The organism is Streptomyces sp. NPDC007162 (assembly GCF_040634175.1).
GTDB lineage: Bacteria > Actinomycetota > Actinomycetes > Streptomycetales > Streptomycetaceae > Streptomyces.
Genome location: NZ_JBEYFC010000291.1, coordinates 1 through 11,238, shown reverse-complemented (window position 1 = coordinate 11,238; position 11,238 = coordinate 1). Strand labels below are relative to the sequence as shown.

Annotated in this window: 14 protein-coding genes and 2 pseudogenes; 7 read left to right on the top strand and 9 right to left on the bottom strand. The window is 69.2% G+C overall.

From position 1 onward, the window contains the following. Both ABZ646_RS28680 and ABZ646_RS28675 read left to right on the top strand, forming a co-directional pair. On the top strand, positions 1–213 hold a 213-nt coding region (locus ABZ646_RS28680), incomplete at its 5' end, for a tautomerase family protein (protein WP_360524846.1). 65 nt (positions 214–278) lie between these two features. After that, positions 279–1,298 (top strand): alpha/beta hydrolase, encoded by a 1,020-nt coding sequence (locus ABZ646_RS28675; RefSeq protein WP_360524843.1) that lies wholly within the window; start codon positions 279–281, stop codon positions 1,296–1,298. 300 nt (positions 1,299–1,598) lie between these two features. Here the strand turns inward: ABZ646_RS28675 and ABZ646_RS28670 are convergent. The 5 genes and pseudogenes from ABZ646_RS28670 to ABZ646_RS28650 all read right to left on the bottom strand — a co-directional run. Next, a pseudogene (locus ABZ646_RS28670) lies at positions 1,599–2,114 on the bottom strand (IS5/IS1182 family transposase); the annotation flags it as partial. Between the two features lie 106 nt (positions 2,115–2,220). Beyond that, positions 2,221–2,916: an alpha/beta hydrolase gene (locus ABZ646_RS28665; RefSeq protein ID WP_360524849.1), complete on the bottom strand. Its 696-nt coding sequence runs from the start codon at positions 2,914–2,916 to the stop codon at positions 2,221–2,223. Positions 2,917–3,159: 243 nt separating this feature from the next. Next, complete coding sequence (locus ABZ646_RS28660; protein WP_360524840.1) at positions 3,160–3,474, bottom strand: hypothetical protein; 315 nt, start codon at positions 3,472–3,474, stop codon at positions 3,160–3,162. Then, positions 3,461–3,631: a hypothetical protein gene (locus ABZ646_RS28655; protein ID WP_356504061.1), complete on the bottom strand. Its 171-nt coding sequence runs from the start codon at positions 3,629–3,631 to the stop codon at positions 3,461–3,463. Before ABZ646_RS28655 ends, ABZ646_RS28660 begins: the two co-directional genes overlap by 14 nt. A 368-nt stretch (positions 3,632–3,999) precedes the next feature. Then, a complete protein-coding gene (locus ABZ646_RS28650) occupies positions 4,000–4,956 on the bottom strand; it encodes an alpha/beta hydrolase (RefSeq protein ID WP_360524836.1) in 957 nt (318 codons plus the stop codon). Here ABZ646_RS28650 and ABZ646_RS28645 point away from each other — a divergent pair. From ABZ646_RS28645 to ABZ646_RS28625, 5 genes are all read left to right on the top strand, one after another. Next, positions 4,939–5,145: an integrase core domain-containing protein gene (locus ABZ646_RS28645; protein WP_360524833.1), complete on the top strand. Its 207-nt coding sequence runs from the start codon at positions 4,939–4,941 to the stop codon at positions 5,143–5,145. The two genes, ABZ646_RS28650 and ABZ646_RS28645, sit on opposite strands and share 18 nt — an antisense overlap. 180 nt (positions 5,146–5,325) lie before the next feature. Continuing rightward, entirely contained in the window at positions 5,326–5,742 is a 417-nt protein-coding gene (locus ABZ646_RS28640; RefSeq protein ID WP_360524830.1) for a nuclear transport factor 2 family protein, read from the top strand. Positions 5,743–5,875: 133 nt separating this feature from the next. Further along, positions 5,876–6,292, top strand: a complete 417-nt coding sequence (locus ABZ646_RS28635) for a nuclear transport factor 2 family protein (RefSeq protein WP_360524827.1) — start codon at positions 5,876–5,878, stop codon at positions 6,290–6,292. A gap of 73 nt (positions 6,293–6,365) precedes the next feature. After that, positions 6,366–6,956: a flavodoxin family protein gene (locus ABZ646_RS28630; RefSeq protein ID WP_360524824.1), complete on the top strand. Its 591-nt coding sequence runs from the start codon at positions 6,366–6,368 to the stop codon at positions 6,954–6,956. A gap of 308 nt (positions 6,957–7,264) precedes the next feature. Beyond that, entirely contained in the window at positions 7,265–7,669 is a 405-nt protein-coding gene (locus ABZ646_RS28625) for a hypothetical protein (RefSeq protein WP_360524821.1), read from the top strand. 261 nt (positions 7,670–7,930) lie between these two features. On the opposite strand, the pseudogene ABZ646_RS28620 reads toward ABZ646_RS28625, so the two are convergent. The 4 genes and pseudogenes from ABZ646_RS28620 to ABZ646_RS28605 form a co-directional block, all read right to left on the bottom strand. Continuing rightward, positions 7,931–8,659 (bottom strand): annotated as a pseudogene (locus tag ABZ646_RS28620) (P1 family peptidase); the annotation flags it as partial. A gap of 28 nt (positions 8,660–8,687) precedes the next feature. After that, positions 8,688–9,926 carry a low temperature requirement protein A gene (locus ABZ646_RS28615; RefSeq protein ID WP_360524818.1) on the bottom strand — a complete coding sequence of 413 codons (1,239 nt, stop codon included), beginning with the start codon at positions 9,924–9,926 and terminating at the stop codon, positions 8,688–8,690. 81 nt (positions 9,927–10,007) lie between these two features. Beyond that, positions 10,008–10,556: a hypothetical protein gene (locus ABZ646_RS28610; protein WP_360524815.1), complete on the bottom strand. Its 549-nt coding sequence runs from the start codon at positions 10,554–10,556 to the stop codon at positions 10,008–10,010. Next, the coding region (locus ABZ646_RS28605; protein ID WP_360524812.1) for a transposase at positions 10,553–11,238 on the bottom strand (686 nt) is incomplete at its 5' end. The genes ABZ646_RS28610 and ABZ646_RS28605, both read right to left, overlap by 4 nt.

Sequence of the window (11,238 nt, the reverse complement as noted above, 5' to 3'; positions counted from 1 at the left end):
ATGATCGTAACGGTGACGACCGGTGCGAGCAGGACGGTGGAGCAGAAACGAAAGCTCGCGGAGTTGGTCACCCGATACGCCGTAGAAAAGGTTGGCGTCAGCCAGGACGATGTCACCCTGATGATGTATGCCATCCCCTTGGAGAGCATGAGCTTCGGCGGTGGAAAGCTGGTCTCTGACATCGACCTCTCTATGCCTTGGGTAAACAAGTAAGAAGGATGAAGCTGCCCTGTTCTTTGGATCGGGGCAGTGGAAATGACTTGAATTGGAGACCCGCCATGTCCCGACAGCAGCGCCAAGCCCTCGACGCCCTGCTCCGCTCCGGCCCGCGCCTCGACACGCAGCCCGCCCCCGCCGAGCTGCGCACCTCGTTCGCCGCGGCCGTGACCCGGCCGGCACCGGAAGGCGTCACCACCCGCAGGACCGTCCTGGGCGGGCGGCCCGCCCCCGCCGAGCTGCGCACCTCGTTCGCCGCGGCCGTGACCCGGCCGGCACCGGAAGGCGTCACCACCCGCAGGACCGTCCTGGGCGGGCGGCCCGCCCTGAGCCTGGAGCCGGCCGGAGCGGCAGACCGCGGACGGCTCCTCTACCTCCACGGCGGCGGCTACGTCGCCGGCTCCCCGGACACCCACACCGGCCTCGCCGGTGAACTCGCCGCCCGCGCCGGACTGCGAGCGACATCGGTGGACTACCGGCTGGCTCCCGAGCACCCCTTCCCCGCGGCGGTCGACGACGGACTCGCCGCCTACCGCGACCTGCTGGCGACCGGAGCCGATCCACGAGAGATCGTCGTGGCAGGTGACTCGGCCGGCGGTGGCCTGAGCATCGCCACCCTGCTCGCCGCCCGCGAGGCCGGGCTGCCGCAGCCGGCCGCCGTGGTGGTCTTCTCCCCGTGGGTCGACCTCACCCTCTCCGGAGAGAGCATGCGCACCAAGGAAGACGCCGACCCGATCGTCACCGCGGCCGGTATGCGCGCGTTCGCGGATCTCTACATCGGCTCCGGCAACCGCAACCACCCCCTGGCGAGCCCGGTGTTCGCCGACCTCGCCGGCCTGCCCCCGATACTCGTACAGGTCGGCGCGAACGAGGTGCTCCTCGACGATGCGGTACGTCTGGCTGCCCGCGCGGGCGCGGCCCAGGTCGAGGCCACGCTGGAGATCGGGCCGGGCCTCCCGCACGTCTACCAGACGGAGCACGGGCGTCTCGACGAGGCGGACGCCGCACTCGACCGTGCCGCCCGCTTCCTCGTCAGCCACCTCGGCGCCCTGGCCGACGCCGGTCAGGTACCGGGGCACTGAGCAGATGCGCTCCCAACCTCTGGTGGACGGCCACAGGCCAATTGCAGGCTGCTCACATAACTCACGGTGCTCAGACCGGTATTGCGAGCATCCCTGGTCCGCGTTCAGCAGGACGGGCACCAACGGATCCATCCACGTACACCGATGCCACGACAACGGTCCGATCGTGGAGCTTGCCGGTCAAGTGGGCTGGTGTGCGTGGGCTCCGGGGTGCTCATGCTGGTCGGGGGCGGATGACTCCCGGCAAGGTCATCGGCCAGCGGGCGACTTCGCGGTTCGTCAGCACCAGCAGGGCCCTCAGGCGGTGATCTCCGAGGCGCGTCCGGACCTGGCCGCCGAGGCCCACAGCAGGCGGCCGTTGTCGTCGGTGAGTGCGATCACGAGCAGGCCCTGGCATTTGTACTTCCCGGAGTAGTTCTTCCGGTTCTCGCCCCCGGTGCGCCGCCGGGTGCGTATCAGCGAGCCGTCCAGCAGGACGATCCCACCACCCTTTCGGGCGATCTTCTTTAAGGCGCGGTCCAGGCGCGCGGCGCGGGCGGCCAGCAGGCTGACGACCTCGGGCACCCAGCGGGTGACGGTGGTGCGGTGCACCCCGTTCCCGCCGGCCAGATCGCCGGGCCGCTGGTCACAGCGCAGCACCGCGAGCACGATCCCCGCGATCTTCCCCGCGGGCAGGGCCCGCCACGGTGAGCCGATCTTCTTCAGATGGCCGCGGATCAGGGTGGCGAGGTAGTTCAGGGTGGCGCTCGACAGCGGCAGACGGGCGGTGAAGACAAGGTCGTCAGGGCCCTCGGCGTGAGGGTTATTTTTCTTCACACCAAACTCAACTGCCGCCGGGGGCCCGCCGGTTACGCCCCGACCGTCCTCGTCCCGGCGCGGGTTACCGGCGTGCGGCGAACCGTCCGTCGGGCCGCTTGTGCAGTCAGCCACGGTCGGCGAGCTTGGTCATCTTCGCCCGCAGCGGCTCCAGCTTCCCGCGCACCGCCACCTCCAGTCCCAGTTCCTCGCCCACCGTCCTGACCTGCACCGGACCATCAGCGACCCCGACGATCGCCAGGATCTTGCGGTAGTCACCGGGCAGCGCGGTCTCGTCCGGGTCATCACCGCGGTGCGGGATCAGCAGCACCACACGCCCCGCCACCTGCGCTTTCACTGGAGCCACTGCGGCGGCCTCCGCCTCACCCCGATCCTGTTCGGCCAGCCGGTGCAGCGCCCGCTCGGCGATCACCAACTCCTCCCGCTCCGCCTGAACTTCCTCAAGCCGCTTGGACAGTTCTCGGCGAGCGCGTCCAGCTCGCTCCGGCGCGCCGTGATCCGCTCCAGCGGCGTCGGCAAGGCCGGCCGCCAGCTGCTGCCGTGCGGCGCGCTGGGCCTGGGGGTTGCCACCGAGCGAGCGGAACGACTCGAGAAAGCCGGGCGGTAGATGCGTTCCGGCCAGGGGGACGGGGGTAAGGAGGACCAGCCCCAGGGCGCGGGTGGGATGTCGTGCGGCTACGAGTTCGGCGATGGGGGCCGCAATGCTCTGGCCGACGACGACGAAGGGACCGTCCAGCGCGGAGACTGTGCCGTCGATGTCGTCGACCAGATACTCAAGGGTGAACGGGCCGGACTCGTCCAGCCGGTCGCCGCAGCCAGGCAGGTCGAGCGGTAGGTATTCGACCTGTTGTCATGTGCCCGGAGTTCAGAGATCAGACCGTCCCAGACGTGCCGGTCGTCAAGGAATCCGTGCAACAGCACCAGGCTGACGCTGTGGTCTTCGCGAGCGCGGGTCATCTCGTGCCCTCCCGGCATTCGTCGGCGCCAGCAGGTCGCCGCAGCGCGGCTCGATGCCTTGGTGGATGAAAGAAGTTCGCGGTGGCGCTTACGTCTCGCACGCTGCGCGGTGCGGCCGCCAGCGGCCGTGGAAGTCCAGGACCGGCCGGGGCTTGCCCGCCCGCAGCGCGGCGGCGGACTCCAGGCCGGCGCGGACGTCCTGTGTCGCGAACAGTGGTACGGACAGGTCGAAGAGATCCCGGTCCGCCGAGGGGGTCCCGCCGAGGGTCCAGCTGTGCAGCAGCGCCTTGTGCGCGGCGTGGGCCAGGGTGGGACCGCAGGCCACTCGGCGGGCGAAGTTCCCGGCATGGCTCAGGAGTTCGTCGTCCGGGACGAGGCGGTTGATGACACTAGTGTCGGCCATGACCTGCGCGGGCACCTGCTCCGAGGTGAGGGCCCACCCAAAGGCGCGGGCGCGGCCGACGCGTTCGGCGACGCGGTAGATCCCCCCCGAGGAGAGTGGTGATCCCCAGGGTCTGCTCGGGGTGCCCGAAGCGTGCGCTCTGCCCCGCGAAGACCACGTCGGCACGCAGCGCGAGTTCGACGCCGCCACCGAAGCAGAGCCCCCTGGACTGCGGCGATGACGGGTACGGGGAGCTGCTCGAAGCGGTTGTACACGTCGAGGTAGCGGTCGAACGTCGCCCCCAGTTCCCGCGCCGTCATGCCTCGCCATGCGGTGAAGGCTCCGCCGAAGCTGAAGTCGGGGCCTTCCGCGCGAAGGAGCACGGCGCGGGCCCCTCGCTGCGCCCAATGTCGGCAACCGCCTCGCCGAGCTCGTCGATCAGTTGCGCGGTCAGGCGGTTCTGCGGCGGATGGGCGAGGACGATCTCGGCGATCGCGGCCTCGTCCTCCTTGCCGGGCAGGTGTAGGTCAGGTGCGGCATGGCCGGTCAGTTCTCCTTCGTGAGGTGATCGCGGAACCAGGCCACGGCCGCCCTGGACGCCGTATCGAACTGTGCGATGTAGGGATCGAAATGGCCGCCGGGGATCAGTTCGAGCCGCTTGGGCTCGAGTGCCTTCTCGTACGCCGCCAGAGCCAGGTCGGTGACGGTGACGGTGTCGCCGGTGGCGACCACCATCAGCAGGGGGGTGGGAGAGACGCGCGCGATCCAGGTGCCGGGCTCGTACATGCGGGCAGCGCGGGTGGAGCGGACCGTCACCTCGTTCTTCCACAGTCCTTCAGGGACGGGCTGCAGATAGAAGTCGATCGCTTCCTGCGTGCGGTAGGACGCCGGCACCGACGGGTCGGCACTCACCAGGGCCTGGCGGCGCGGAGGTTCGCCCCGCAGACGGCCTCGTTCGTCCTCGTTGAACGCCTCCTCCAAGGCGGTGGTCGCCTCCGGTGGGATGCGGCGCAGCCCCTGCTCGTAGCCGCTGATGGTCGGCACCTGCGAGACAACCGCCTTCAGGCGCCGGTCGGTGGCGCCCAGGACGATCGCATGCCCGCCCGCGTAGCTCGTGCCCCACAGGCCGATCCGGTCGGAGTCCACTTCGTCACGGCTCTCCAAGTAGGTGATCGCTCGCCGCCAGTCGGCGATCTGCTGCCAGGGGTCGATGTCCTGGCGGGGCTCACCGTCGCTGGCACCGAACCCGCGGTGGTCGTGGACCAGGACCGCGAACCCTTCCTCGGCGAAGACCTCCGCGAAGGGCTCGATGCCGTGCTTGGTCGTACCGCCGTAGCCGTGGGCCATCGTGATCGCCGGGTGAGGCCCCGGGGTCTCGGGCAGGTACAGCGTGCCGCGCAGCGTCACCGCACCCTCGGCCGGGAAGGAGACTCGTTCTCGCAGGGTCATGAAGGGACACTCCTGGGCAGCGATTGCGTACGATAAATGAAAGAGAGTTTCCACGCGTCCCTGAAACGCGAGACCCTCCAGGGCGCCCGCCACTACGGCGACGCCGGCACCTGTCGCAGAACCGTTTTCGCCTGGCTGGCACGCTACAACACACGCCGCCGACACTCGGCCAGCGGCCACCACAGCCTCAACGAATACGAACGCCGACAGTGGTCTCGTCGAAGCCTCGTTTTCGCCCCATGACCTCACCATACCTCATTGTGGTCCAGGTGGACCACAATGGTCGGCAATCCGACCCCCGTTCCGGCACGGGCACATCGCCTGACACTCTTCCACTTGTTGACCGATTGGACCACTTTATGCTCCCATTGTGGTCCAGGCAGTCAACAAAGCCGTGTCAGTCGGCAAACCTATGGAGGACTGATGACTCAGAGCCGAACGAAGACGGAGACGGAGCGGAACAAGGCCGCCGTCGTCGAATTCCTGACGACCGCGTTCAACGCGAAGGACTTCACCGCGCTGGACCGGCACCTGCACCCCGACTACTTCCAGCACAGCCCGACCATCCCGCCGGCCAGGGCCGGGCTGCGCAACTTCATCGCGGACCTGCCCGACGCCACCCGGTACGAGCCGGGAGCGGTCATCGCCGAGGGAGACCTGGTCATGATCCACGGCAGGTACTCCGGCCACGCCGAGACACCCCTCATGGCGGTCGACATCTTCCGCTTCGAGGAGGGCCTGGTGGTGGAGCACTGGGACGTCCTGCAGGACGAAGTGCCCGCGAAGGACACGGTGGCGGGCAACCACATGTTCACCAACCCGCAGGCCGGCCGGGCCTGAGGCACCGGACCGGCGAGGCGGGCGGCACGCGCCGCGCGGCCCATGCCGGCCAGGGGCTCGACCGCACTTCCCGTTCCAGGGCTGAGGCCCGACCGACACCTGATGCACGCGAGAGAGACAAAGGACAAGGACGATGACAACCGACACGCAGACCCCGCGGACCGTGGCAAAGAAGTTCGTGGAGCGCCTCGCAAAGCATGACCCCGACGGCATCCAGGAACTGTTCGCCGAGGAGATCGACTGGCACGTCCCCGGCAGCGACGCGCTGCCCTGGACCGGGCGCCGTACCCGCCGGGAGGAGGTCGCACCGTACTTCACCACGATGTGGTCGCACTTCGCGCACGACAAGAGCAAGGCCGCGCTGGAGCGCATCATCGTCGACGGTGGTGACGTGGCGCTGCTGGCGGCCTTCACACATACCGTCGCGACCAACGGCAAGGAGTTCAGCACACCGACGGCCATACACCTGACGGTCGAGGACGGCCGGATCGTTCGCCTGCACCAGTACGAGGACACCCTGACCGTCGCCGAGGCGTTCAACGCCAGCTGAGCAAAAAGTACTCAAGGGCCCCGCGGCCCGGATCCCGCGCGGCCCGACATGCACATCCGAAGGAGCAAGTAACGTGACCACCCCTGTCGTCTCCATCGCCTACCACTCCGGCTACGGCCACACCGCCGTCCTCGCCGAGGCCGTCCGCGATGGGGTGACCAACGCCGGCGCCACCGCCCACCTGATCAACGTCGAGGAGATCACCGAGAAGCAGTGGAACCTGCTCGACGCCTCGGACGCGATCATCTTCGGCTCGCCCACCTACATGGGCACCGCCTCCGCCGTCTTCCACGCCTTCGCCGAGGCCAGCTCCAAGCGCTGGTTCAACCAGGTGTGGAAGGACAAGATCGCCGCAGGTTTCACCAACGCCGCGGGCAAGAGCGGCGACAAGCTCAACACCCTGCAGTACTTCACCGTGCTCGCCGCGCAGCACCACATGCACTGGGTCGGCCTCGGCCTGATGCCCGGCTGGAACGCCTCCACGGCGTCCGAGAACGACCTCAACCGCCTCGGCTTCTTTCTCGGCGCCGGCGCCCAGAGCAACATGGACCAGGGAGTCGAGGGCGTACACAAGGCCGACATAGCCACCGCCGCCGAGCTCGGCAAGCGCGTCGCCGAGGTCGCCCGCGTCTACGCCGCAGGCCGCACCGCCCTCGCCGCTTGAGCGACCGACGCCGGGGCGGATGCGCGGCCCGGACGACGAGCTGGTGCTCGACGAAGCGCACCGGCAACTGCTCCGGACCGGGCAGCAGCACCGCAGACTCGCGATCAGCGACGCGCAGCGACGCCATCATGAGGCGGTCACCGGCCGTGGGAACATCGGTACAGCGGTTGTTGGTGAGATTGATCTTGAAGTTGGAGGACCCCGGCGAGATGTGTTCGCCGGGGGCCTCCGCCTTCAAGTGGTCGGCCAGCGGCAGAGGCGCCAGCGGGTGAAGACCGGCCCTCGCATGACTGCGCGCGCCGGAGTCCGTGAGACGACGCCTGGTCTGCCGTATCGGGCGCCGTGGCGCATCGCTGCTGCTGCTCGGCTCCCTCGTCGGCCTGTACGGGGCCGGGCATCTCGCCGACCCGCTGCCAGACACCCGCGGCGTACGCCTGATACTGGCCCTGGCGCCGATGGCGTTGTGGTCCTCGACGTGGATCGCGGCCGGGCTCATCGCCGTGGCGTGCGCGTTGCGCCGCGACAACGACTGGCCCGGGTTCGCCGCCCTCACTGCGGTCACCATGCCGTGGACCGTGTCTTTCCTGGCCAGCTGGATCCCGCTGAACGACAACCCGCGCGGCTGGATCACCGCCATCGTGTTCGCCGCGTTCGCCGCGCTGCCCGTCGTCCTCGTCGGCTGGGACGAACCGCCTGGCAGGGGGACGCTGTGAGTGACGCACTTCAGGCGACGGCCACCGTGGGCGCGGCGTTCATCACCGCCACGGCGACGGTCACCACGGTGGTCATCGGCCGCCGGCGGCCCCGCACGGTCAGTGCCCGCGAGGACTTCACCGCCGTCCCATCAAGGCGTGGAACGATCGGAGAATCCGCACGCCCGGTTCGATAGTGATCACGAACGGTGGCATGATCAGTCACCAGCCGGCCGCGCCAGGATCTCCTTCGGCCTCACAGGCATAACCGCGCTGGTGGGGCGCCTGCGCCTTCGACAGGTCCGCGTCGGTGGCGACCACGGCGAGCGTGGTGTCCAGCGAGGGCGGCGCGTTCTTCGCCGCGATCGCGGCCAGCCGCAGACGCGCGACCCGGTGGACGTCCTGCGCCGGACAGCTCACCCGCCCCTGCGACAACTCCCCGTACAGCGCCCCGGTCCCGGGTTCCACGGCCGACCCCGCCGCGTTGGCCACCACCAGTGCGGCCACCGTGACCCCCGAGTCGAGCACCGTGCTCGCGGTGCCGATCCCGCCCTTGACCAGCCCCGCGGTGGCTCCCGTACCGGCGCCCACACGGCCCTCCGGCACTGCGGCGCCCGTCTCGCTCGCCGCGGCCGCCTCGACCGCGGCCCGTCCGGTGGCCGCGTTCGGCCTGGCCCGGAAGTCGCCGCCGCGGCCGAGGTCGAAGACACAGGCGGCGGGCACCACCGGCACGACATGCGCCGGATCCATCCCCACCCGCACCCCGCGTCTCTGTTCCTCCAGCCAGGCCATCACCCCGGACGCCGCGTCGAGCCCGTACGCGCTCCCGCCGGTCAGCACGATCGCCTCGACCTTCTGCACCAGGCTGCGCGGATCGAGCGCGTCGGTCTCCTTGGTGCCGGACCCGCCGCCGCGCACGTCCACCGTGGTGCCGGTGAGCCAACCGTCGCCGGTACGCGTCGCGTGCCCCACCCGCAGTCCCACGACATCTGTCAGAGCGTCAACTGTCATGGGGCCAGTCTCGTCCGGACCGGGCCGGTCAGGCGTCCGGCGCTCGCACCGCGGTCTCGCGCTCCCGGCCCGTCGTGCGCGCCGTCAGTGTCTCGCCGGTCACCACCGTCAGCGCGCAGACGAGACCGGCCGAGAGCACCGCCCACTCGCCCAGGAACATGCAGCAGCTCACCAGCAGCGCCGCGGTCGGCAGTACCAGCTGCTGGGCGATGCCGACCTTGAAGTAACGCGAGTGCAGTGCCCAGACGGTGAGCAGATACAGCGCCGTCGGCAGGGTCACGGCCGCCGACGCGGACAGCGTCGAGAGATGCGCCTTGCCCACGGACTGCTCGACCGCCACTTCCAGACCCGCACCGATCGCGGCCGCCGAGGCGAAGACGATGTAGTGGCCGTAACCCCACAGGAACGCCTGCCTGTTGGATCTCAGATGACCGTGGATCGGCACCACGAAGTAGATCCACCAGGCGGCGAAGATGATCAGCAGCCCGCCCGCGGCGATCGGCAGCAGTTCGCCCAGCGCGTCCTCCTCGTCGATGCCCGTCTTCACGGCGACCGTGGCCGCCGCGATGGTCTCGCCGAGCACGATGATCGTGAACAGGCCGTACCGCTCGGCGATGTGGCGGGGGTGCCAGGACGAGGGCTGGACCTTCTCCGCGTACGCCGGCACGCACATCTCGAGGACCGCCATCACCACGAACACCGCGACCAGGGTGTCCTTGGGCAGGACCACGAGGCCGATCCAGCCGATCTGGCACAGCACCACCCCGCCGGCGTACCGCAGGGCCATCCTGCGCTCCCTGCCCTGACTCGACCGGGCCACGCGCAACCATTGGGACACCAAGGCGAGCCGCATGATCACATAGCCCACCACCCCCGCCCGGTACTCGTGGTCCTCGAACGCCCGGGAGACCCCGGCCGCGAGCACCAGCACACCGGCGATCTGGATCAGCGTGACGACCCGGAAGAGCACGTCGTCGTTGTCGTAGGCCGAGGCGAACCACGTGAAGTTCATCCACGCCCACCAGATGGCGAAGAACACCAGCGCGTAGTAGAGGATCCCCTCGCCTGCATGCCCCTCGGCGACCGCGTGCACCAACTCGATGCCCGCCTGGGCGATGGCCACGACGAAGCACAGGTCGAAGAAGAGCTCCAGCTGAGTGGCGGATCGGTGTACCTCACCGCGGTCACGGGCAGTGAGCCTGCGCAGCGGGCTGAGGTGCGCGGGCGATCGGGGGGAGTCCGGCGCGGGAGTGGAACTTGGCGTCATGAAGTCAAGCACAGCAGATGAGGCACTTGATCTCTTGACCAGCGTGGTTTTTGTTGGTGGGAACCTGACACCACTTGTCGCTCAGGGCCGAGAACACCTGGTTTCGCCGGAGGGCGATGTCTGTGAGAGGGCGGTATGAGACCTGATGCTCGATTCTTCGTTTCGTGCGGGACGAGCGGGCAGGTCGTGGCGACTTCGGTCGACTACGGCCGGGGCTGAGTGAACAAGCCTGGCTCGGTCTCGGCCAGGATCCCGCGACCGGCCGGCCAGCCGCTTGAGCTTGAGGCGGACGTTGTTGATGTTGTTGGGCGCGACCGCCAGGTCCATCGCTTCGCACACCTGCCGCGCACGCAGCGGCTGGTCGGCCGCGGTGAACACCGCCATGATCTGCTCGTAGGCCGGATGGTCCGGCAGTTTCGGTGCCGGCGACGCGGGCGGTTGCGGGTCGGGCAGCCCCAGCAGTGTCTTGCGGGTGATCCGGACTTCTTCGGCGGCCCGGCCGAGTTCGTCGAGCTCTGTGGTCGGCCGCGTGATCTGTTCTCGCGTGGTCTCGGCCTGCGCGGTGATCTCGCGTTCCCGCTCCTCCAGCCGTGCCAGCACCGCGCCGAGCGTCAGTTCCCAGCCGGTCATGCGGTGCGCCAGGCCGGCGCGGTCGCCGCGGTCAGCCGACGCAGTATCACCGCGGTCATCGCCCAGTCCACCCGCGACTCCGAACTGCGGGGCAGATGCTCGTAGTCGCGCACCAGCCTGCGGTGCAGCATCAAGATCCCATACGCGCGTTCCACGACCCACCGCTTGGCCTGGGGAACGAACCCGCTCTGCGCGGGATTGCGCTCCACGACCTCCACCTCGATGCCCACCTTCTCCCCGTGCGCGACGACGGCGTTCTTGAAACCCTGGTCGACCAGGGCCTTCTGCACGGTGTCGGTGTCGTCGGCGACCTTGTTCAGCAGCGCGATGCCGACGGCGTTCTCGTGCGCAGACGCGGCCGCCACGACTACCGCGATCACCAGCCCCAGAACGTCAACGGCCAGGCCGCGCTTGCGGCCCGGTACTTTTTTTGCCGCATCGCGCCCCGTCGACTCGGCGGTCACTCCGGCCGCCGCGTGCACGCTCTGGGTGTCGAGCACCACCAGACTCGGGTCCGCCTTCCGACGCGCCATTTCCCGCACCTGCCAGCGCAGCAGGTCGTGAATGGTCTGGTCGATGCCGTCGTCACGCCAGGTGTAGAAGTAGTACTTCACTGCGCCGGGTGACGACGATCCCGAGGACCACCTCGCCGTCGTCCACTCGCACCCGCGCTGGGTCGTCT